At 48.1% G+C, this 23,590-nt stretch carries 23 protein-coding genes; 14 read left to right on the forward strand and 9 right to left on the reverse strand.

Annotation, left to right across the window (positions count from 1 at the left end; all coding sequences use genetic code 11):
* Position 1 precedes the first annotated feature (1 nt).
* The 14 genes from HUU10_08050 to HUU10_08115 all read left to right on the forward strand — a co-directional run bounded on the left by HUU10_08050 (position 2) and on the right by HUU10_08115 (position 14,979).
* Positions 2-892, forward strand: a complete 891-nt coding sequence (locus HUU10_08050) for a glycosyltransferase family 2 protein (GenBank protein NUQ81546.1) — start codon at positions 2-4, stop codon at positions 890-892.
* A gap of 3 nt (positions 893-895) precedes the next feature.
* On the forward strand, positions 896-1,927 hold the full coding sequence (locus tag HUU10_08055) for a glycosyltransferase family 1 protein (protein ID NUQ81547.1): 1,032 nt from the start codon (positions 896-898) through the stop codon (positions 1,925-1,927).
* Positions 1,928-1,949: 22 nt separating this feature from the next.
* Positions 1,950-2,981, forward strand: a complete 1,032-nt coding sequence (locus HUU10_08060) for a glycosyltransferase (GenBank protein ID NUQ81548.1) — start codon at positions 1,950-1,952, stop codon at positions 2,979-2,981.
* Between the two features lie 12 nt (positions 2,982-2,993).
* Complete coding sequence (locus tag HUU10_08065) at positions 2,994-3,422, forward strand: hypothetical protein (GenBank protein ID NUQ81549.1); 429 nt, start codon at positions 2,994-2,996, stop codon at positions 3,420-3,422.
* Positions 3,419-4,555 carry a DegT/DnrJ/EryC1/StrS family aminotransferase gene (locus tag HUU10_08070; GenBank protein ID NUQ81550.1) on the forward strand — a complete coding sequence of 379 codons (1,137 nt, stop codon included), beginning with the start codon at positions 3,419-3,421 and terminating at the stop codon, positions 4,553-4,555. Before HUU10_08065 ends, HUU10_08070 begins: the two co-directional genes overlap by 4 nt.
* Complete coding sequence (locus tag HUU10_08075; GenBank protein ID NUQ81551.1) at positions 4,542-5,315, forward strand: class I SAM-dependent methyltransferase; 774 nt, start codon at positions 4,542-4,544, stop codon at positions 5,313-5,315. Before HUU10_08070 ends, HUU10_08075 begins: the two co-directional genes overlap by 14 nt.
* A 6-nt stretch (positions 5,316-5,321) precedes the next feature.
* Positions 5,322-6,392, forward strand: coding sequence for a glycosyltransferase (locus tag HUU10_08080; protein NUQ81552.1), 1,071 nt, complete (start codon positions 5,322-5,324; stop codon positions 6,390-6,392).
* Between the two features lie 30 nt (positions 6,393-6,422).
* Positions 6,423-7,457: a glycosyltransferase family 9 protein gene (locus HUU10_08085; protein ID NUQ81553.1), complete on the forward strand. Its 1,035-nt coding sequence runs from the start codon at positions 6,423-6,425 to the stop codon at positions 7,455-7,457.
* 282 nt (positions 7,458-7,739) lie between these two features.
* The gene (locus HUU10_08090) at positions 7,740-8,657 is read left to right on the forward strand and encodes a glycosyltransferase (protein ID NUQ81554.1); all 918 of its coding nucleotides are present in this window, start codon (positions 7,740-7,742) and stop codon (positions 8,655-8,657) included.
* 29 nt (positions 8,658-8,686) lie between these two features.
* Positions 8,687-9,889, forward strand: coding sequence for a glycosyltransferase family 4 protein (locus HUU10_08095; protein NUQ81555.1), 1,203 nt, complete (start codon positions 8,687-8,689; stop codon positions 9,887-9,889).
* Positions 9,886-11,742 carry an ABC transporter ATP-binding protein gene (locus HUU10_08100; protein NUQ81556.1) on the forward strand — a complete coding sequence of 619 codons (1,857 nt, stop codon included), beginning with the start codon at positions 9,886-9,888 and terminating at the stop codon, positions 11,740-11,742. Before HUU10_08095 ends, HUU10_08100 begins: the two co-directional genes overlap by 4 nt.
* Positions 11,739-12,830: a glycosyltransferase gene (locus HUU10_08105; protein NUQ81557.1), complete on the forward strand. Its 1,092-nt coding sequence runs from the start codon at positions 11,739-11,741 to the stop codon at positions 12,828-12,830. The genes HUU10_08100 and HUU10_08105 overlap by 4 nt, the downstream gene beginning before the upstream one ends.
* Positions 12,831-12,857: 27 nt before the next feature.
* A complete protein-coding gene (locus HUU10_08110) occupies positions 12,858-13,550 on the forward strand; it encodes a hypothetical protein (GenBank protein ID NUQ81558.1) in 693 nt (230 codons plus the stop codon).
* Positions 13,551-13,713: 163 nt separating this feature from the next.
* The gene (locus HUU10_08115; GenBank protein ID NUQ81559.1) at positions 13,714-14,979 is read left to right on the forward strand and encodes a glucose-1-phosphate adenylyltransferase; all 1,266 of its coding nucleotides are present in this window, start codon (positions 13,714-13,716) and stop codon (positions 14,977-14,979) included.
* On the opposite strand, the gene HUU10_08120 is transcribed toward HUU10_08115, so the two are convergent.
* From HUU10_08120 to lpxA, 9 genes are read right to left on the reverse strand one after another with little or no spacing between them, the layout of a single operon-like run.
* Positions 14,976-16,151 carry an ABC transporter permease gene (locus tag HUU10_08120; GenBank protein ID NUQ81560.1) on the reverse strand — a complete coding sequence of 392 codons (1,176 nt, stop codon included), beginning with the start codon at positions 16,149-16,151 and terminating at the stop codon, positions 14,976-14,978. The two genes, HUU10_08115 and HUU10_08120, sit on opposite strands and share 4 nt — an antisense overlap.
* A gap of 11 nt (positions 16,152-16,162) precedes the next feature.
* A complete protein-coding gene (locus tag HUU10_08125; GenBank protein ID NUQ81561.1) occupies positions 16,163-17,326 on the reverse strand; it encodes an ABC transporter permease in 1,164 nt (387 codons plus the stop codon).
* Positions 17,327-17,334: 8 nt separating this feature from the next.
* Positions 17,335-18,012, reverse strand: a complete 678-nt coding sequence (locus HUU10_08130) for an ABC transporter ATP-binding protein (protein NUQ81562.1) — start codon at positions 18,010-18,012, stop codon at positions 17,335-17,337.
* Positions 18,013-18,040: 28 nt separating this feature from the next.
* On the reverse strand, positions 18,041-19,270 hold the full coding sequence (locus HUU10_08135; GenBank protein NUQ81563.1) for an efflux RND transporter periplasmic adaptor subunit: 1,230 nt from the start codon (positions 19,268-19,270) through the stop codon (positions 18,041-18,043).
* A gap of 55 nt (positions 19,271-19,325) precedes the next feature.
* Entirely contained in the window at positions 19,326-20,438 is a 1,113-nt protein-coding gene (locus HUU10_08140; protein NUQ81564.1) for a mechanosensitive ion channel, read from the reverse strand.
* Positions 20,420-21,187 (reverse strand): 5'/3'-nucleotidase SurE, encoded by a 768-nt coding sequence (gene surE / locus HUU10_08145; protein ID NUQ81565.1) that lies wholly within the window; start codon positions 21,185-21,187, stop codon positions 20,420-20,422. Before surE ends, HUU10_08140 begins: the two co-directional genes overlap by 19 nt.
* Before the next feature lie 8 nt (positions 21,188-21,195).
* Entirely contained in the window at positions 21,196-22,011 is an 816-nt protein-coding gene (panB, locus tag HUU10_08150; protein ID NUQ81566.1) for a 3-methyl-2-oxobutanoate hydroxymethyltransferase, read from the reverse strand.
* Positions 22,001-22,798 (reverse strand): lipoate--protein ligase family protein, encoded by a 798-nt coding sequence (locus HUU10_08155; GenBank protein ID NUQ81567.1) that lies wholly within the window; start codon positions 22,796-22,798, stop codon positions 22,001-22,003. The genes panB and HUU10_08155 overlap by 11 nt, the downstream gene beginning before the upstream one ends.
* On the reverse strand, positions 22,795-23,580 hold the full coding sequence (gene lpxA / locus HUU10_08160) for an acyl-ACP--UDP-N-acetylglucosamine O-acyltransferase (protein ID NUQ81568.1): 786 nt from the start codon (positions 23,578-23,580) through the stop codon (positions 22,795-22,797). Before lpxA ends, HUU10_08155 begins: the two co-directional genes overlap by 4 nt.
* Positions 23,581-23,590: the final 10 nt, after the last annotated feature.

A 23,590-nucleotide genomic window follows, 5' to 3' on the forward strand; every position in this document is an offset into this window, starting at 1 on the left:
CATGCCCACGGTCAGCGTCATTATCCCCTGCTTCAACTACGGACACCTGCTCCCCGAAACGCTGAGTAGTCTTCTGGCACAAACCTTCCCCGATTGGGAAGGGATTGTTATTGATGATGGTTCCACTGACAACACCTCAGAGGTTGCAAAGGAGTTTGTTAAAAAGGATCCCCGTTTCCGGTATCATTACCAGACCAATGCAGGTCTTTCTGCTGCCCGGAACACCGGCCTGGATCTGGCAACCGGTGAGTTTATTCAGTTTCTCGATGCCGACGATTACCTGTTCCCAACCAAATTTGAACGTCAATTGGAAAATTGCCAGACTAACAAATCAGATATTTCAATTTGTGATTACCATAAGTCTGAGTTTGAGAACTTATTTACATTGACCCCAGAAAATATACACAGGATTCACTTAAACAGGGAGTATCCCTTACTAGACCTTTTTTTTAACTGGGAAAGAACTCTAAGCATACCCTGCCATTGCTTCTTTATACGTCGTTCACTTTTAATTAAAGGAAATCTGAGATTCAATACTTCACTTCCCAACCATGAGGATATTGATCTCTGGTTACGACTTTTTTCTGAAAATCCCTCATTCTCAATTGTCCATGATGTATTAGCTGTTTATAGAAAAACACCCGGTGGCATGACTAAAAATATCAAAAAAATGAGGGCAGGATATACAGAAGTTCTAACCAACCTTAACATTCCACAAACAAAGGATGCGAATTTCCAGAAACTATTGGCAAGAAAGATTAATCTTGTCAATCGAAAGGTTGCATTTAAATCTACTTTTCTTGCTTCGGTTTTCTACCATATCCAGAAAATAACCGGACCTTCAGTCATCAATCGATTTCTGCTTGGTGATCTTCCCAGAAACATCAGATAGATAATGAATACCATTTTCTTTACAGCTGATTACCATCAGACAATGAGCAGAAACAGATATCTGGCAGGAGCACTGATCAGGGATGGGTTCCATGTTATAAAAGGAGTCCCCACCAAAAATGATACGGGATCAATCTGGTTTCACGGTCTAAGCTTAAACGAGAAGCATCCGATTTCACCCGGTATCATTGACCATCTACGTCAATTTGAGGGTCGGATCGCCTTTTTTATGAATGATGATCATGAATTCTTTCATTGGAGTAAAATAGACCGGCAGCTTACTGAAAAGGCAGTTGGGTTTTATAAAAATCACTGGACCGATAAAAGTTTTCCTGCAGACTCAGCCATTATGGATAAAATCGGATTTGTAAATCCGGTACTTTCTCCACTTTCCTGTTATCCGGGGAACGATATTTCAAAAAGAAAACAACGAATTTTTTTTATCGGGAAGTTAACAGGTAATTCTATTTCTGATATCATCAGAAATCAGCGATTTGAAATTGTGAGCAAACTAAAAGCATCAGGACTTCCATTTGCTGGCGGACTAATCCAGACAAGAGACTTCCGAATTCCGGATGAACTGATTACCGACCCGTTAAAGCAAACAGACTTTCATAATGAGTTATCATCAAGTTCAATTGTTTTAGCCCCATGGGGTTTTTGTCCTCTTACTTACCGGTTCTGGGAGGGGTTAGCAAATCGATGTTTAGTGGTTGCACCTGATTTTAGTAATTACAGATTCGCATTTCATAATTTAGTCCCGAATGTTCATTATGTATCAATCCGACCAGATCTCACCGACTTACTTGATGTATGTGAGTACTATCTTATGAATCCAGATAAGGCTCAAGCGATTGCTGACAATGGGTATAATTGGTTCTCGGAACATGCCAGTTTTCGAGGTATATCCCTAAATTACCATATATCTGACATCATCTATGATTCATGGAAGAATCTGGAGTTACAGAAAGTCAATCGTTCTGGATTTCGCTTTTCGGCACGTGCCCTTTATTGCAGATTAAAAAAGCGTTGGTAAGTGTTAGCTAACGAAGTCATCCATGAAACAACAGCAAAGCAACCTGACTCCACTTGTATCGGTCATTATTCCGGTCTACAATACGGAGGGCACCATCAAAAAGGCTGTTGAAAGCATCGTAAAACAAACTTATCAACATCTTGAAATTATTCTCATCGATGACGCCTCCTCTGATCGGTCTTTTCAGGAAATAGCAAATCTGAATGACAGCCGCATCCGGATCCTTCGCAACGAAACCAATCTGAAAACCGCTGCCACCCTGAACCGCGGCATTGCTGAATCAAATGGAACACTCATTGCACGGATGGATGCTGACGATGTCTCCCACCAGGACCGGATCAGGCTGCAGGTCGGGTTCATGCAGTCACACCCGGATGTAGATGTGCTGGGAACAGCTTTCCGTAAACTTCCATCAGGCAAAAAAATCACCCAGCCACTTACTCACGAAGAAATTGATGTGGCCATGCTGGTCAGGAATCCCATCGCACATCCGTCGGTTATGATCAGAAAATCCCTCCTTGGTTCCGATTCGTTGTATAATCCTGATTTCCCCGCTGCACAGGATTTCGAACTTTGGCAGCGATTGATTTCAAAGGCTCGTTTTGCAAACCTACCCGACGGTTTACTGGATTATTACATTCACGCTAACCAGATTTCCACCGGACAGAAGGATAAACAGAACCGATTTGCTGATCTGGTCAAATTAAAACATCTTAGTACGCTACATTCCATTTCGGATGATGAAACCAAGACACTTTACCTCCGATTCATAAACAAGGATTTTCAATTCACTCCGGCTGAAACAAGAGAAATCGGGAACCTTTTGGTGGAACTGATTCAGAAAAACCGCACAATCAAAAGATTCGACCCGGTCAGGTTTGAAAGACTGTACGGCCGGTTGTGGTTTCAACTGAATCAGTCTGTTTCTTCAAAAACCGGCTGGGACGCCTCTGGATTTTTTCTCCCCGTCTTTTCATCAGGTCAATCGGTTCACCGTTCAGAGTATGCAAAGATTCGATTAAATCAGTTTAAGAGTTGGATACGGAATTTTTAAAGGAGCAAATCAATGATCATCCATGTGCGGATTCAGAATGAATTATACGCTATAATTGTAAAGGCAAGTTTCAGAGATCCGGGTATCAGGTTTTTTACCGATAATGAATTCTCCCAACAACTCGCCTTTATGAAGCATCCGGCAGGGAAACTGATACAACCTCATGTTCACAATCAGGTGCCCCGCCAGGTACAGTATACACAAGAGGTTTTATTCATCAGAAGTGGCCAGCTTCGTGTGGATTTCTTCGATGAAAAACAGGTTTATACAGAAAGTTATATTCTGGAGTCTGGTGATGTGATTCTGCTGATCAAAGGAGGGCATGGTTTCGAAGTCCTTTCCGATCTGGAAATGTTCGAGGTAAAACAAGGTCCCTATGTTGGAGAATCAGACAAAACCCGGTTTCAATCACCATCTATTGAAATAAACCTGAAGTCATGACAACGAACTATACACCTGTTCCAGTAAATGAACCCGATCTGTCGGGAAATGAAAAAAAATATCTGAATGAATGCATCGATTCCGGGTGGATTTCTTCAGAAGGTCCCTTTGTTAAAAAATTCGAGGATCTTTTCGCTGAGCGGGTCGGCAGAAAATATGGAATTGCTGTCGCAAATGGGTCAGTTGCACTCGATCTCGCGGTGGTGGCACTTGGAATTGGTCCAGGTGATGAAGTAATCGTACCGGCCTTTACCATTATCAGTTGTCTCGGTGCCATCGTCCGTGCCGGGGCAACGCCGGTTCTCGTCGACTCAGATCCGGTGACATGGAACATGGATGTCAGCCAGATCGAAGCAGTCATTTCAAAAAAGACGAAAGCAATCATGGTGGTGCATATTTACGGATTTCCTGTTGATATGGACCCTGTCCTTGAACTGACGAAAAAGTATGATCTGTATCTGATTGAAGATGCGGCTGAAATGCATGGTCAGACTTACCGCGGCAAACCCTGCGGAAGTTTCGGCACTATTTCCACATTCAGTTTTTATCCCAACAAACATATTACCACGGGCGAAGGTGGAATGGTTGTTGTGAGCGATCCCCTCCTGGCCGACACCTGCAGAAGCCTCAGAAACTTGTGTTTTATCCCGGAAAAACGATTTTATCATGAAGATCTTGGATGGAATTTCCGGATGACCAATCTGCAGGCTGCTCTTGGAGTTGCTCAGTTGGAACGTCTGGATTCATTTGTTCAGAAGAAACGTCACATGGGTGCATTGTACAGACAACTTCTGGGTAATAACCCACACCTTGAACTTCAGCCTGAACGGTTACCTTATGCCTCTAATATTTATTGGGTTTTTGGTATTGTTCTTAGTGATACGGTTCCATTCAATGCCGCTGCAGTCATGAAAAAACTGGCAGCAAAACAGGTGGGAACACGACCGTTTTTCTTTCCGATGAACCTTCAGCCGGTTTTCCATAAATCAGGATTGTTCAGGGATGTATCCATGCCTGTGGCTGAACGCCTGGGCGAAAGGGGATTCTATGTACCAAGCGGATTGGGACTGACCGATCATCAGATACATGAGGTTTCAGGCCGGTTGCTGGAGACTTTACATGAATCCCTTTAAAGACTATGCGGCCTATTACAATCTGATCTATCGCGACAAGAATTACGAATCTGAAGCCGACTACATCATTTCACTGCTAAATAAAACCGGAAAATCGGTTCAAACCATTGCAGAACTGGGTTGCGGAACCGGCGGACATGCCCTGTGTTTTGCGAAGAAAGGATTTCGGGTCGACGGCTTTGACTTAAGCAGCGATATGATTGGGATTGCCAGGTCGTCCCTGACAACAAGCGATTCATCCGTAAAAGAACAAGTGACCTTTTCTGTCGGTGATATCAGGTCACTGGACGTCCGCAGTAAACGAGACATGGTCCTGTCATTGTTCCATGTTATGAGCTACCAAAACAGCAATACTGATCTGATCAGTTCGTTCCGGACCGCTTCAGATTTCCTGAATCCAGGAGGTGTTTTCATTTTCGATTGCTGGTACGGTCCGGGGGTTCTGCGCGATCTCCCTGTTCGTAAGGAAAAAAACTTTGAAAATGATCATTTAAAAATCACCCGGTTAACCGTACCCGAAATGAAGTACAATGAAAACGTGGTGGATGTCCATTTTTATCTGACTATCCTCAATAAATTGAATGGCTCTCTGAATGAGCTTCATGAAATTCATCCGATGCGGTATTTCTTCCTACCCGAACTCACCCACTTTTTAGACCTGTGCGGATTCAGAATTCTTAATGCAAGAAACTGGATGACCGATCAGGCCCCAGATGAAAATTGTTGGTATTTGTGTGTTACTGCAGAGAAAGTGGCCTGATCCGCAATGAAAGTGAATCTGATCAGTTATGAAAATGTTAATGAGTGGATACTGGGGAAATTTGCACTCAGGATGAATGACCACCTGATTTCAATGGGTATTCAATCGGTCATTTCTTCGACACCCGATCCTGAAGCCGACATTAATCATCACATTTATTATGAACATGTGATTCCTGATCATAACCGTCAGTCGGTTGAGACCATGATGATCACGCATGTTGATCAGGATAAAAAGCTTAAAAAACTGAAGCACCAACTGGTAACAATGGATGCAGGAATCTGCATGTCAGCCGAAACCATGAATTTACTGGTTGCCCATGGTTTGGACAAAAAACGACTGACCTGGGTGTATACTCCTCAGGATGGAGTTATTAAACCCAGAAAAAAAAACATTGGCATCACAACCCGGTTGTATGCAGATGGCAGAAAACGTGAATTTCTCATCGACCGGCTGATCATGACTCTGGATCCGGAGTTATTCAGTTTTACCATCATGGGAGGTGGATGGGAGTCGCGGGTTTCCAGAATGAAAGAAGCCGGTTTTTCCGTCAGTTGGTTTCCCGATTTCGATCTGGACTCCTACCAGCGGCTGATCCCCGGATTGGACTATTATCTGTATACAGGAGAGGATGAAGGGCAAATCGGCGTACTGGATGCATTGGCAGCAGGGGTGTCGGTAATCACCACCCCGCAAGGGTATCATTTAGATGTAGCCTCCGGTGCAATTCCATTTTTTTTCCGGTCAGAGAATGAATTGATATCTGTTTTCGATTCTATCACTGCCGAAATCCGGCAACGGACCGGTTCGGTAAGTGACTGGACCTGGGAGAAGTATACCAAGAAACATCTTGAAATCTGGTTATATCTTCACAATAAAGCACATCACAAATCCGTTGCTTTCAGCCAGTTTCAAAATCCGGATGGATTGAATGGTTTAATCAATGTTCAATCGGTAACCCTGACCCAAAAATGGGTTCTTTTACAAAAAAACTGGAAAATTCGTTGGAAAGGTAAAATACGGACCAAAAGGAAATACCGGTTTTTACGTCCATTTCTGCGGTTCCTGGAAAGCTGATAAAAATTACCGGTATAATAACACTGATTCATGAAAAAAAAGCTTAGAATTTTGTCTGAGTGGGTGCGAACACTGTTTTCACCTTCAACAAACAGTCATCCTGAATCAATTACCTGGATTCAGACGACCAGCCTGGGTGATGCAGCCTTGCTGCTGCCGGTTTTGTATGTCTTTCAGTCCCGGGGCTACAGACAAACAATCATTTGTCAGCCTGCTTTGACAGATTTCTGGGAATCATTGCTTCCGAGTGTCAAAGCAGTGGGGATTGGCAACCCGGCAGTTTATCGTTCCCTTGCACCTTCCCGCTACATCATATCGTCATCTATCAGTCCGCAGGCAGCGGTAATCGCATTACAGGTTCCGGGTACTTACCGCTACGGAATGATTGAAGAAAGACGTTATTACACAGGAAGCCGACTCGCATTTAAAAAGGTATATATGGCCGGACGGAATGAACACATCAGCAACCGGTTCAGAGGTCTGGTAAGTTTGATTCCGCAATTTGCAGACTGGTTCGGAAATGGACTCTCCTATCAGGTATTTTCTTCCTCATCAAATAAGCACATTCTGATCCATCCGGGTGGAAAGTGGAAACCACGCCGGTGGCCGGCAGAAAATTACAAGGAACTGATCAGCAAATTGGTGAATCAGGGAAACCAGGTCCGGGTTCTGATTCACGAAACTGAGAAGGATCTTATCACAGAATTTGGAAAGCAAACAGGTGCCACCGTAGCTCTGACAAGATCTGTTCAGGACCTGATCACAGAAGTAAGTGCATGCAGTGTATTTATCGGTAACGATTCGGGACCCGGGCATGTGGCCAATTTGTTCGGAAAACCAGTCATTATACTTTGGGGGCCCGGAAACCTGGATCGTATTAGTCCGGTTGGATCGTTAGTCCGGGTAATCTATAACCCGATTGAATGTCGTCCCTGCAGGCAATACATTGATCCGGATTTTTGTGAACGGGGTGAGAACAGGTGCCTGACCCAAATCAGTGTAACCCGGGTTCTGACTACAATCAAAGAGCTACAACTTCTTTACCCGGTTTCCACAGATGAATAACCCTGGCAGACAGGAAAGATTCCGGAACAACACCGCTTACTGATTGGTTATCGGCCGGTTGCTCCTTATTTTCAGACCTGAGCGGGATCAACCGGGAACCCGGTGATCTGAATCAGGCGATGTTTGTACGATTTCTGGGACGATTCTGGTTTTCAATCTGTTACCAGTTCCCCGACCGAACCCTGGCACAGAAGTCCTATTTTGCACATCCCCTTTCCGCATAACCGCGATCATTTTTTTCTGAACCTATGAAAATGAGGCTTAATCGCTTTCACTGATTTTATGTCCGGTACCCCTCTTGTCTCGGTTGTCATTCCGGTTTATAACGGTGAGTCATTTCTCACTTCCTGTCTGAACAGTGTCCTCGATCAGACCTGGCCCAATCTGGAAGTGGTTATTGTTGATGACGGATCCACCGACCGGTCCCTCGATGTTGCCAATGCCTTTACAGGTCGCAAACAAGTGATCAGCATGTCCAATGGGGATGTGGCCCGTGCCCGGAACGCAGGCATTCTGGCTGCAACCGGTGAGTACATCGCCCTGCTCGATCAGGATGACATGTGGAAACCAACCAAAACAGAAAAACAGATGGCCGTTTTTCTGGCAGAACCTGAAATTGATCTGGTGTTTACAAACCTGACCAAATTTTTCAACAGTGGCAAAACCCATCTTTCTCGTGACAAGGATATAGCAGCACGCAACCTCACCGACCGGAACCTGTTTGGGAATCTGGTAATGAAAAATGTTCTCATGCCAAGCGCTGTGATTGCCAAAAAGAAAAGCCTGATTGACGCCGGCCTGTTTGATGAAACTTACCGCACCGCCGGGGATTATGAACTTTGGTTACGGATGGCTGCCCGCGGTATGAAATTCCGCTACATCCCCGAACCCCTGACTTTGTACAGGTATCACGGCGGCAATACATCCCGGAAAACCCAACTGATGCATGAGGATCGTGTAAGGGCCGTTCAAAGCATTTTTAACTCCGGATTGGTCCCCGCGAAATGGATGTACCTTAAAAACCGGGCATTGGGACAGGTCCACATGATTGGTGCACAAACGTTCTACTCGGACCGCAACTATGAAAAGTTTCTCGAAAACTTCTATCTTGCACTCCGGTACAGTAAAACATCCCTGACCTTCAAGGCCGCCAAACGGTGGCTAAAAACCAAGTTGTTCCGTAGACAGCGCCGGTTCTGACAGGCAGGTTCCCAGAAAGGCCGCCCCCGTTGAATTCCACTCCATCCACTGTGGTGTATGTGAACAAAGTCCACCTGGATGATGCGCTTCCTGCCGTCAATTTTACGTTATTCAATGCCATTGGTCTGGCACTTGCCGGTGCTGATACCCACCTGTTTGTTCAGGTCTGGCAGGATTACCCCGACGGAACCGGCTGGTTGAAAAAGTTTGGTTTCAACGACCCCCTGTCGCTATCCATTCACCAGATCCCCGACCGGCGATTCTTCGGAATCAAGTCGAATCAGTGGTTTTATCTGAGAACGTTCCGGGCAATCAGGAAATTACACAAATCCAAACCGGTCTCGGCTGTTATTTCCCGTGATCCTGGTGCACTTCCCTACCTGGTCAGACTGAAAAAACGCCTAGGAATTCCGGTTTTTTACCAACCCCATAATTTTTATCTCGATCTGTCCCTTCAACCAGACATCAATCCGAAAAATGCGACGAAATACCACCGGTTAGAAACCACTTATCTCCCCGGTGTGGATGGCCTGCTCTGTTTACAGGAAGCACAAGCAGACTGGTACCGTCGTTACCTTCCGGATCAGCAGGTAGTGGCCTCTCGGCCAGGACTGGTCAGTCACCGGTTTTCAGATCAGGATCGGTTGAAAAATCCATTGATCGGTTACAGCGGTTCGCTGCAATTAAAAAAGGGAATCCGGGTATTGTTGCAGGCCCTCCGTCTTCTTCATGATCGCGGAAGAAAAGTGCCGCTCGTTCTCATCGGCGGTAGAAATTCCGATGAAATTATACCCGTGCAGGAAGAAATCGCCACGCTCGGGCTGACCAATGCGGTTACCATTACCGGCTGGATTCCTTTCCCCGAGGTTGAAGCCTGGCTGGATCAGGTAACCATCGGTGTGCTGCCCCTGACCACCGGATTTTATAATCAATATCTGACAGCCCCCAATAAATTGTTTGATTATCTCTCCCATGGCATCCCGGTCGTTGCCAGCGACCTTCCGTCTGTCCGCGACTTCTTCCCGGATGGTGTTCCCGGTGACCTGGTCCCTCCGGACGATTCCCATGCGCTGGCCGCCGCCCTTGAATCTTTACTGAACAATCCTGATCAGTACAATTTTGCCAAGGATCGTTCCAGACAATTGGCCTTACAATACCATTGGAAAAATCAGGGAGCCATCATGCTTGGTCATTTAACCCAACTGATTCTAAAGAAGTCAGCTCACGTATGAATCTGTACCTGAAAGTCCTTGCTTTTGCCAAACCTTACTGGAAACACATTCTTTTCAGTTTTGGACTCACCCTTTTTTACATTCTGTTCAACTCGGTCTCCCTGTGGGTCTCAGTGGATTTTATCCGTGAATTGTTCCTGCCTGCCTCCTCGGGTGCGGGAACGGCAAAAGACCTGACCGGCCTGGTGGATACTCAGGGTATTTATGACAAAATCAGTAACGGATTCAGGTCCCTGCTGATACGGGATTCCAAATTCGATACTCTCTGGATGGTCTGTATGGTCATCCTGCTCAGTTATCTGTTTAAAAACATTGTCGAATATTACCGGAAAATCCTTCTCAGTTACATCGAGCTGAAAATCATCACTGCCATGCGTGACCGGCTGACGGCTGCGCTGGTGACATTCCCCCTAAGCTTCTTTGAACGGAATAAAACCGGAGAGCTCACTTCCATCGTTTTCAATGATGTCAGTGCGGTGAATTCGATGATCAACAACAGTTTCGGCCGGATGCTGCTGGCCCCTTTCCAGATTCTGGTCAATGTGCTCATCATGTTCATCATCAACTGGCAACTGGCCCTTATTACCGTTACCGTGATTCCGCTTTCAGCTCTGTCGATCTGGTACATCGGAAAAAGCATCCGCCGCCGAAGCCGCCGGGTCTTTTCAAAAATCGGATTGGTCTACAGCCACTTTCAGGAAATGGTCTCGGCCATCCGTGTGGTGAAAGCATTTACCAGTGAAAAAAGAGAGTCAGAAAAGATTGTTCACTCAAACCGCGAATTTTTTAAAGCCAATTTCCGTGCCACCCGGCTCAGCCACCTGACCTCTCCGCTGAATGAAGTTCTGATTGTTATCGTTCTGGTATTTCTATTATGGTATGGCGGCAACATGGTTTATACCAGCCAGCTGAACGCCGAAGATTTCATCCGGTTCCTCATTTTCATGATCACCATCTTTCAGCCGCTGAAGGAACTGACTCAGGTCAACAACGTGATTCAGAATGGAATGGCTGCAGCAGAGCGGATAGTCGGAACCCTTGAAACAGTACCTGAAACATACGATAAGCCAGGCGCTTCCGATATGAAGCCTCTCTCTGGTTCCATCGAATTTCAGTCCGTCCGGTTCAGATATTCACCCGATGGGCCGTTGGTTCTGAAGAATGTAAACCTCACGATCAGGAAAGGTCAGACAGTCGCTTTCGTCGGCCATAGCGGAGCCGGAAAAACCACCATGGTAGACCTGGTTCCCCGCTTCTATGATCTCGATGGAGGAAAAATTATCATTGACGGCATCGATATCCGCGACTACCGACTCGATTCCCTCAGGAAACAAATCGGGATCGTGGCCCAGGAATCGGTTTTGTTCAATGAAACCGTCCGGTACAACATTGGTTATGGCATGGAAAATGTAACCGATGAGGCCATTATTGAGGCAGCCCGGTCGGCCAATGCCTGGGAATTTATCCAGAAAATGGAAAATGGCCTCGAAACCATCACAGGTGAACGCGGAGTAAAACTATCGGGCGGTCAGAAGCAACGTCTTTCCATCGCACGGGCCATTCTTAAAAATCCACCCATTCTGATTCTGGATGAAGCCACCTCGGCACTTGATACTGAATCGGAAAAACTGGTCCAGGATGCCATTTACAAACTCATGAAAAACCGGACCGTTTTGGTCATCGCTCATCGTCTTTCCACGGTGGTACATGCCGATCTGATCGTGGTCATGTCGGACGGGGAGATTGTTGCAACCGGAACGCATCAGGAATTGCTGGATCATTCTCCCGACTACCGGAAATTGTACACCCTTCAGTTCCAGACCGGTTCTACCGATCAATCACAGAATCAATGAACATCGGTTTTCTGAATTCAGCCCGCTCCTGGGGCGGGAATGAGCGCTGGATGCAAATGGCTGCCGGTGAACTTTCAGCCAGTCATCAGGTTTTCCTTTTCTACCGCAGCCCGGTCATCGGCGATCGCTTTTCAAACAGAAAATGGCGCTTCCCCATGCTTTCCGAAGCCGATTTTCTTTCCATCGGACTTCTGGTCTGGAAGATTCTTACTCACCGGATTGATGTGTTAATCCCAACCAAACGGAAAGACATTGTTCTGGCTGGGATTGCTGCACGCCTGACCCGCCGGTACTCGGTGCTCCGTATCGGGATCCTACGCCAATACCAGCCAACCATCTGGAACCGGCTTATGTATGACTGGCTCGCCGATGGCATCATCGTCAACGCCCGCGCCATCCGGACCCAACTGACCGACACCCGGTTTGTAAATCCGGAAAAAATCCGGGTTATCTACAATGGTCTCCTGATGGAGGACATTCTGCAGAAGGCAGCAGAACCCACCGATCCGTTTACCGGATTTCAGGTGATTTCGGTGGGTGAACTTTCGGACAGGAAAGGACATGATCATGCCATCCGCGGATTTTCATCCTTTCTTCAGAGGCTGCCCGGGGAACAACGTTCCCGGTGTCGGCTGGTCATCGCAGGTTCCGGGCAAGCTTTGCGATCTCTGGAATCATTGACCGAATCCCTCGGCATTGTCAATCAGGTCAGTTTTGCCGGATTTCTGAAAAACCCCTATCCCTCCATCCGTCAATCGTCTGCCTTCCTGATGGTCTCCAGATCAGAAGGGCTTTCCAATGCCCTCCTAGAGGCCATGGCCCTGGGAATTCCCGTTGTTTCAACCGACGCAGGTGGTGGGGCAGCCGAAATAATTGACCATCAGAAGAATGGATGGCTGCTCCCCGATGCAGAACCGGAATCCATCGCCGAGGCCTTGTTCTTCCTTCATAACCACCCGGCAGATGCCAGGCAGATGGCTTTGAATGGAACCGAAACCATCCGGAATCAATTTGATCCCAAACGCATGGGACGGGAAATAGCCAGCTTTCTTTCCGGCATTGTAACCGGAACCAGATCTCCTGCGTAAACCACCATTATTTAAACGGAGCTGATGATGCAAAACAATCCCAAACCTCCCAAAATCGGATTTGCTGTATTCCTGATCATTCTCGGATTGTTCCTTTTACTGGATCAGGCCGAGGTGTATGATTTCGGCGAACTGATCAGAATCTGGTGGCCGCTCATTTTTGTGTACTTCGGGGTTCTCAGGATCTATACCAGTCAATCGCTCTCCGATTGGTTCAACTGGATCCTTATCGGTGGTGGTGCTCTTCTGATCCTTGACCGTCTTGATGTTCTGCCCATGGACCTTTCCGGATTTATCGTTCCCGCAGCCATTATCCTGGCCGGAATCTGGATTCTGATCAGGTCACGGGCACCGATCACTTCCTTACCTTCCACCGATACCTCTGCGGCCGGAAATGTCCTGCAGGAGCAGGTTTTTATGTCAGGTACTAAAAAATACTACACTTCCACCTTTTCACGGGGATCGGTCAGTGTCATCATGGGCGGAATCGAAATTGATCTTCGTGAAGCAGAACCAACCCCCGGAGCCACACTGGATCTTCAGGTCCTGATGGGAGGATGCGAAATTTATCTGCCCGCCAACTGGACCATCGAATACCGGACCCAGACTTTCCTGGGTGGAATTGAGGATTCGCGGAAAAACCGTCCGGAAAACGATACCCGGCACCTGGTGATTGTAACAGGAACGGTTATCATGGGTGGAATAGAAATCAAAAACTGACCCCTTTCCTCTTTATTTTGAGGCCGGACCGGTGATGACCGATCCGGCCTTTTTTTAATCCCACCTCAGATCCTTCCATTATAATTTAATTAGGTTTCCGAAAATGGTGGTGCAAACACAAAAAAAAGAGTAGATTGTACCCAAATTCTCGGGAGAACCGTCTGTGAAAGAGACCATGGCCATCATTCTGGCAGGCGGAAAAGGCGAACGACTTCATCCGCTCACCTCCGACCGAAGCAAACCATCGGTCTATTTCGGAGGCATTTACAGGATTATTGATGTGGTGTTAAGCAACTGCATCAATTCGGGTATTTACAACATCATGGTCTTTCCCCAATACAAGGGACAGTCCCTGATGGACCACATTGATGACGGCTGGAACATCTTCAATCATGAATTGGGTCACTTCATCCGGATTGTCCCCCCGCAAATGCGCGTGAGCAAGGAATGGTACAAAGGTACCGCCGACTCGGTTCGTCAGAACCTGTATACCCTGCATACGCTTCCCTTCACCAATTTCCTGATCCTGTCCGGCGACCATATCTACAAAATGAATTATGAGATTTTTCAGCAGTTTCACGAAGAAAATGCCTCATCACTGACCATCTCCTGTTACGAAGTACCCATTCAGGAAGCAGGACGTTATGGAGTACTCGAAGTAGATGCCGAGTGGAGAATTGTGGGATTTGAAGAAAAACCAAAGGAGCCGAAACCAATCCCAGGTAATCCCGATAAGGCATTGGTTTCCATGGGAATTTATCTGTTTAACCGGGAAACCCTGTTCGAGTCACTTGACACCATTCAGGGTGATGATTTTGGTAACCACATCATTCCCAGGCTGGTTGGGAATGAACGGGTATATGCCTATCCCTTCAACCGGCTGAACCGGATCAGGGATTACGTTTTTAAGACTTACCCGGATGGGACCCGTGAAAGGGTGATTGATACACAAACGGGAGATTCATCCTATTGGCGCGATGTCGGGGACATTGATTCTTACTGGGCAGCTAATATGGACCTGACCGGTATTGCACCAGCCTTTAACCTCTACAGTGTATTGTGGCCTCTGCGAACAGCCCCTCGCAATTACCCACCGGTTAAAACCATTTTCAAGTCTGAAGCAGAAGGTCGGGTTGGACTGATGACCGATTCTGTGGTTGCGCCGGGTTCACTCATCTCAGGGGGGCGGGTCGATCAGTGTGTCCTGCACTACGATGTACGCGTCAACAGTTGGGCCGATGTTCACCAATCTGTGATTTTTCCGCATGTGGATATTGGTCGTTATTGCAAAATCAAACGGGCCATTATTGACCGCGATAACCACATCCCACCCGGCACTGTGATTGGCTACGATCTGGAAGAAGACCGGAAAAAATACACAGTGTCCGATGGGGGTGTGGTGGTAATCGGGAAGAAATTCTTCGCTTAACCCTCTGCCCGTAAAGCGGAAACAATATTCAGGCGGGCTGCTCTGACGGCCGGTAAAAATCCGCCTACCAGACCCATGACCAGCGCAAAAATAAACGTGCTGATGATGGTTGAAGTACTCATTGAGAACCCGAAGGCCAATTCGGAAAACGTTCCGAAATTGGTGGTTGAGAACGTCACAGCCTGAAGTCCCGACGCTAAAACCAACCCGACAGCACAGCCAATCAGGGCAAGAACAACAGCTTCCACCAGAAATGCAGTGAGGATGCTTCTTCTTTTAAAACCCAGTGCCCTCAGGGTCCCGATTTCGGTGGTCCGGTTAGAAACCGCTGCATACATGGTGATCATGGCTCCGATCATGGCACCAAAACTGAATATGATGGTAACCACCAGTCCGAGAGCAGTGATAAATGTGGCCATGAACTGGGATTGTTCAAGGTAATAATCCTGCTCACGTTTCACCTCCAGATCCTGAAGTCGTTTCTCGGAACTCAGCCGGGTTTTAATCACCTCGAAATCATCCTGATTTCCCAGATGGAAAGTGAAGGTTGAAAAGGCATTGGCCCGGTTGTATTCATTCAGAATCAGGTCGGCATCGGTCCAGATTTCAGAAGCAAACCCGGTTTTGCCGGCATCCAGAATTCCAACAACCAGCAGTTTCCTGCTGCCGATTTCAATCTCCCTGCCAACTTCGGCGCCCTGAAACAGATCATGAACTTTATTACCCACCACTGCTTCTGCCTGCCCGGGCCGGAACCACCGACCTTCAACCAGCTTCACCTGTGGACGAATGTTGTTGGCTGGGTTTGCCATCCCCCTCAGGTAGATGTTACCCATATCACCGCTGCCCTTTTTATCCAGATTGATCATGGTCACCACATCAGCGGTTGCCATGATTGAGCCATCGGCATGTTTCTGCATTTCCGGGAATGTGGAAACCAGGTCGATCTGTTCACGCATGACCACACTTAATAAGTCAGAAGTCGACCCTTTTCTGATGATAATTAAATTGTCTTTTGAACCGGTGGCCACCATGGTATCCCTGATTCCTTCCGAGAGCATCAGAACGGCTGCAAAAACAAATACCACCAGTGAGATACCGGTAACCGTCAGACCAGTGGTCAGTTTTCGGGCCCATAGATTTCGCCAGTTGTAACTGAATGGAACTTTCATGGTTAATCTCCTTATTCGATCTGGCGTAAACCGTCTACGATGGTGGTCCGGCCCGATTTCCATGCAGGAAAGGCCGAAGCAAGCAACCCGACTCCCAGTGAAAATCCGACCGAGAGAATCATGGTAACCGGCATCACTTCAAAGACAGGGAAAATGGTCGGGAATGCCTGACCGAATGCATTGGCAATCGGAAAGGTCAATGCCAGACCAATCAGTCCGCCTGCGAATCCGATCAGCACCGATTCCCCGATAATTAAACCCGATACCAGAGCTGATGAAAATCCCAACGCTTTCAGAACGGCATATTCTCTGATCCGTTCCCGGGCCGACATGATCATGGTATTTCCAAGAACCAGAAGGATGATACCTATGATAACAAAGGAAATGATCTCGAGGGAAGCCAGAATGGCACTCGACATGGAAACAAATCCCTGCTGAAAGGCTTTTTCTGTTTCGGTTTTGGTTTTGGCGGAAGAGTTACTGAACAACCCATCAATCGACTCTGAAACCATTCCAGCCTGGTTGGCCTTATCAATGGCTACAATATACCAGCCCACATAACCCACACGGGAGGGCGAGGTTTCCTTCAGTGATTCATCCAGGTAAGCCCATTGAATGATCATCTGAGTCTCATCGACTGTTTTGTCGCGCCCAGAGTAAATACCGGTCACCACAAAGTCCCACATCCCAGGGAAAATATCGCCCTGCATGGTAATGATATCCCCGATTTTAAATCCGAACTGGTCGGCAATTTTCTTACCCACCACACACCCGTTCCGTTGAGAGATGAAAGCCTTCAACTGATCATCGGGCAGGATAAATTCGTTATAAACCGGGAAAAATGATTCCGGATCCACCGCAAACCGGGGGAAGAAAGCATCGGGGGCATTGTCTTTATAAACACCACCGAACCAGGTTGCAAAGGAAACCTGCTTAACACCCGGAATCTGGGCAATCTGGTCGCGGTAATTATAGGGTAGCGGAAAAATAAACGAGACCGCATGTCTGGTGATCAGGCGGGTCGACGAAGAGGCATCCACGCCGTAATTCCAGGCGGTCACCACAGTACGAAGCAGGCCAAATGCCATAACAGCAATGGCCAGACCAAGGATGGTCAACGCCGTCCGCAATTTGTGCCGGAAGACGTTTTTAACAATAAATTTGGTGATAATCATGGAGAACCTCAGCTTGCCATGAGCTCACCTTTTTCAAGGTGGCGAATGGTGTGTGCCCGTTCAGCTGCATGGGGGTCGTGGGTGACCATGATAATGGTTTTTTGTAGTTCCTTATTCAGTCGCTCAAGCAAGGTGAGAATGTCACCTGCCGACTTGCGGTCCAGATCTCCGGTTGGCTCATCACCAATCAGAATGGCCGGATCGGTTACGATGGCACGTGCAATGGCCACCCGCTGCTGCTGCCCGCCCGACAGTTGCTTGGGATAGTGATCCATTCTGTCGCCCAGACCCACCAGATTGAGCATGGCTTCCACCCGCTCTTTTTTCTGTTTCTTGCTCAGCGAGGTCAGCTCAAGCGGCAACTCCACATTTTCATAGGCTGTGAGAACGGGAATCAGGTTATAAAACTGGAAAATAAATCCCACATTCCGGCTTCTCCAGACAGCCAGCTGAGACTCTGACAGAGTGGCGATGTCGGTTCCTCCCACCATAATCGAGCCGCTGGTGGGACGATCAATTCCTGAAATCAGGTTCAGCAGGGTGGTTTTTCCCGATCCTGAAGGACCCATCAGGGCCAGAAATTCCCCGGATGGAACCGACAGATTCAGGTTTTGCAGTACCGGAATCTCGATGGATCCCCGATAGTATAATTTCGTCAGACCACTGACAGTTACAATATCACTCATTGCTTTGTCCTTTTTTTCGATCCACAGATTACTCGGTTGCCATCTGATCACCTGATTTCAGTGTCTCAGCGGGGCGGAGAATCACCCGTTCACCGGCCTGAACACCCGACAGGATTTCAATTCTGGAACCGGATGCTTCACCAGTGGAAACCACACGGCGATCGACGATTCCATTCGCAATCACAAACACCACTTTTTCACCGTCACGGTCCGTCACGGCGGTAATGGGAACGGTCAGCTTGGGAACCGATGCCTTTGCATCCCCCACCGACTTTTCATTAAGAAAATTCACTTTTGCCCGCATTTCCGGAAGCACTTTTTCATCCAGCGTTCTGAACCGAACCTTAGTAAGGACCGTGGCCTTTGCACGATCAGCGGTGGGAACCACCTTGTTCACAAAACCATTGTAACGGACCGATGGATAAGCATCCAACATGATTTCACAATTCATTCCTTCGCGGATGGATTGAATGCTTGATTCTGAAACTTCCGCCTCGACTTCAAGAGAAGTCATATCGGCGATGGTCACCACGGCACCACGGCTACCGGCAGCAGCACCAAACGGAGAAATCACCTCGCCAACATTTGCATTCTTGGTCAGCACCACTCCGTCGAACGGAGCACGGATACGGGTATTTTCGACTGCAACCGAGGCCGCTTTCAGATTTGCCTCTGAAACCTGAACAGATGCTTCCGCAGAAAGATAGGCCGCTTCAGCCCTGCGGAGCCGGAAATCGGCCAATTCCATTTCACTTTTTGAGATCAGATTGGTCCGAAACAGTTCAGCCTGACGTTTTTGAAAAAGAATGGCCTCTTCTTTTTCCACCTGAGCAGTGGAAAGGGTGGCACGGCTGATGGAAACCGAGGCAGACGCCTGATCATAAGCGGCCTCCACATCTCCCGATTCGATCCGGCCTATAATCTGACCCTGTTTGACACGATCACCTTCAATGACCGATAATTCCTCCAGCCGTCCGGTTCCTTTGCTGGCAACGGCTGCTTTCCGCTGGGCCACCACATAACCGCTCGATGTCAGAAGGGTGTTTTCCTGGGCCGGCGTCGTCAGAACCGCCAGTCCGGTTTCGGTTTTACCGGCTGTTTCACCGCCCGTCAGCAGCCAGATCAGACCCACCACAATCAGTACAATGGCTATGGCCAATCCCCCCACAAGCAGGGGCCGGCGTTTGGGTTGGTCCGGCTCCCGTGCCTCACGGTTCATTTTAAGAAAAGACAGATCGGTATTTTGGGCATCCGACATTCCAGAATCTCCAGAAAATGTCCGGTATACGATCCGGACGTTAATTTGTTACCTGTCAGGAAGGAAGTTTTCCCTGAAAATGAACCACCCGCTGCGGATAGGGAACGACCACACCAGCCGACCGGAGTGCTTCATTGATCTGAACACGCAATTCTTCGGCCACGCGGAATTCATCGCGGTAGTTAGCAACCCGGCTGATTACAGTCAGCAACAACCCATTCTCCTGAAACTCGAGAAAATAACATCTCGGAACCGGGTCTTTCATAATTTCCGGATGTGCAGCCGCGGTGGTTTCCAGTAATAACTTGACCTTTTCCAGATCGGTTCCGCTTGCCACAATCACATCAATCTTGACCCGGGCAGCCGGATCTGGGTAACTGTAATTGATCACCTGACTTTTTGCAATCTCTGCATTGGGAATAATAACCGTGTGGTTCTCAAAATTCAGAATCTTGGTGGACCGAAGCCCGATATGAATAACATCCCCGACCAGACCACTTGCCACCAGCCGTACGCGGTCTCCCACCCGGAATGGACGATCAATCATGATCACAAATCCGGCAATCATGTTCGACAAGGTATCCTGAGAGGCAAATCCGACTGCAAATGAAACAGCCCCGGCAAAAATGGCCAGACCCGTAAGATCAATCTGGAAATAATTCAGGACGAAGGCCACGCCGCCCACGTATATGACGATTTTAACAAGTCGCTCCACCAATGGAGCAAATTCCTCATCAACCGACGTTTCGGTTTTTGAAGCAATCGATTCCACATACCATTGCATGATAATATCGAACAATTTCACCAGGAACCGGCAAACGAGATAGGAGAAGATGGTTACCGACAGACCGATAAGCACGCTTTGGGTGGTTTCAGAAAAATGTCCCCTGATCTCATCGAAGGACAGGTAGAAGGCAATGATGAAAATGATCTGATCGATGGATTGGCTGATCAGGGTAAGAATTTTGTCGTCAAGGGTGGTTTCGGTTTCGCGGGTGATAAACCGCTCAATCACCACAAAAATCAGTTTGACCACCAGTACCAGCACACCGGCAGCGGCCAGCGCAAGAGCCAGAAAGGAAAAATCGGCCCAGACATCATCGGTTATGTAACCGGAAATCCATTGTCTGATGTCATTCAGACCCGAGATTAAAAAGAAAGGTGCCATTTTTTCAGTTCATCCAGAAATTGATAAGAAGTTAAATCGAATTGAATCGGGGTTACCGAAATAAAATTATTCAATACAGCAATTTCATCCTGATCATCGGCATCATCCACCATGATCATTTTTCCGGTCAGCCAGTAATAGGTGTTGTTGTGCGGATCCTTCCGGCGGTCATAGTCATCATCCCAGACCGCATTCCCCATTCTGGTGACTTTGATTCCTGCGATTTCAGATTTTGGCACCGGGGGAATGTTCACATTCAGGAGAACGCCGGCCGGTAATTGGTTTTTCAGGACCAGCTTACTGAACCCGGGAATAAAATCTGCGGCAGGACCAAAATCGGGGATGCCGAATGTTGCCAGGGAAATGGCCACCGAAGGAATCCCCATAAACGTTCCTTCCGTTGCAGCCGACACGGTTCCGGAATACATGATTGAAGTCGATGTATTAGCCCCGTGATTAATACCCGACACAATCAGATCGGGTTTTTCCTTCATGATGGATCGCAGGGCAAGTTTCACGCAATCTGCCGGTGTGCCATTAACCGCATGACCGAAAAATTCACCATTGATCCGGTGTTCCTGAACTCTCAGGGGAGATTGAATGGTGATGGCATGACCCACTGCCGACATTTGTTTATCAGGAGCGACCACTGTTACATTGAAATGATCTTTCAGCGCCTGTGCTAGTGCATAAATACCCGGTGCATTGATTCCATCATCATTGCACACCAGAACCCGTGGTTTATTCATAATCGGAATCAGTAACTTTCTTCTGCTGAAGGGAATTTTTTATTTCGGACATCATCGGCATACCGGCGGGCCGACTCAATGATTCTGGACCCCAGATCATCATAACGCCGGGCAAAGCGCGGCTTGAATTCGGTGAATAACCCGAGCATGTCATAACTGACCAGCACCTGACCATCACAGGAGGGTCCGGCACCGATTCCAATGGTCGGAATGGACAGGCTGGCGGTCACCTGTGCGGCCAGTTGGGCGGGTACTTTTTCTAAAACGATTGCAAAACAACCGGCCGCTTCCAATGCACGCGCATCCGATATCAATTGTTCGGCTTCCGTCTTTTCCTTGGCCCTGACTTTATAGGAACCAAACTGGTGAATACTCTGCGGGGTCAGGCCGAGGTGACCCATGACCGGTATACCAGCCGACACAATCTTGTTTATGGTAGCAGCCACGGCTTTGCCACCTTCCAGTTTAACCCCGGAAACCCCCGATTCCTTCATGATCCGTCCTGCGTTGATCAGGGCCTCCTCGGCTGTTACCTGATAGGACATAAAGGGCATATCGGTAATCACCAGCGCTCGGGTAGTTCCACGGACCACAGCACTGGAGTGATAAATCATCTGGTCGACAGTGACGGGAAGGGTGGTTTCATAGCCGGCAATCACCATTCCAAGGGAATCGCCTACCAGGAAAATATCGATGCCGGCCCGATCGAGCAGACGGGCCATGGTAAAGTCATAGGCAGTCAGCATGGTGAGCCGGGTGCCGGTCAGCTTGGCTTCTCTGACGGTTTGCGTGGTTACTTTTTTAAGCGATCCTTCAATGCTCATGGTTCACCCGGAATTTTTTTGACAGTTGAGCAATCAGTTCGTGCTCTTCCGGTTTCCAGTCCCCCGACTCAACCTTAAAACCGGTTACTTCACCGAACAGCCTGCGAAGATCGGAATAAAACACCGGAATAGAAAAACCGGGGTTCGCCTCTGAAAGACATGTTGCTTTCTTTGCGAGCACCGCCCTGGCTGATGCCTTTTCTTCGGGGGAAGTCCAGTTCAGATAATCAATCACCGCTTCATGGCTGTGATCTACCGGAATCGATCCGTGCTGCAGTATCACGGGACCATACTGCCGCTGGGCGCTGCCCACCACTTTTTTTCCGTTCAGCAGCAACTCACTCTGTGCAGAAGAAATGAAGCAGGGAACACTCCGGTATTGCTGATAAATGGCACGGAATTCATCCGATGAAGTGGTCCGCACAGTTTGAACGGACTGTTTCAGGAGAGCCAGATGAATGGCTTCATGAAGACGCTCGTACCAGTAGGACGGCGGGTGGTCACCCAGCGGAATAATGCAGCTGTAGGTAATTTCATTGGCGTGAAACACGGCTCTTCCGCCAGTGGGGCGTCTGACTACCATGGCCCCGGCGGCTCTGAGGGCCTCAAAATTGACTTCATCCGGCTTTTGGTGATAGCCAAGAGACAGACACCAGGGGGACCAGTTATAAAGGCGGAAAACGGGTTCTCCCAATCCGCTGATCAGGGACTCGATTGCAGCAGCATCGGCCCCCATATTGAACAATCCTGTTTGACCCGATTCCTCCATCCATCGGATGGAGCTCACTTTGGTCCCCGGATTATTCCGCGGTCACAACTGCGGATAAATTGCACAAAATAAGATACCTCAGGATTGGCAGGAACCTCGGCTTCAATGGCTTTCAGCGCATCACTGACATTGAGTCCCCTGCGGTAGAGTATCATAAAACAGGTGTCCAGTGATTCGATCGTCTCGCGTGAAAAACCACGCCGGCGCAGTCCGATCAGATTCAGTCCTTCCGCCACCATGGGTTCCCTTCCGGCCAGCACGTAAGGAGGAACATCCTTGGTTGCACGGAATCCGCCCCCGATCATGGCATGAGCGCCAATCTTAGTAAACTGATGAACCGGTGTCATTCCGCCGATGATGGCATGTTCGTGGATTTCCACATGTCCGGCCACCTGAACGCCATTTGCAAGGATAACTTTATTTCCAACCACACTGTCATGAGCCACATGCACATAGGCCATTAACAGGCAATCAGACCCGATTACGGTCTTATTGGAATGAACGGTGCCCCGGTTCAATGAACAGAATTCCCTGATCACCGTCCGGTCTCCTACCGACAGGATGGTAGGTTCTCCTTTGTATTTCAGATCCTGAGGAGCGGTAGAAACCACTGCTCCGTGATGAACCTTCACCTGATCACCCAGCCGGGCCCCGTTACCGATAAGGGTACTGCTCCCGATCACACAATCCTTCCCGATGATCACATCATCCTCGATGACGGCAAAAGGGCCCACGCTGGTACCTTCGCCTAACACCGCCTTTGAGGATACGATGGCTGTTGGATGTATCTGAGATGACATTGAAATTTCC

This window comes from Bacteroidota bacterium (assembly GCA_013360915.1).
In the GTDB taxonomy this organism is placed as follows: domain Bacteria; phylum Bacteroidota; class JABWAT01; order JABWAT01; family JABWAT01; genus JABWAT01.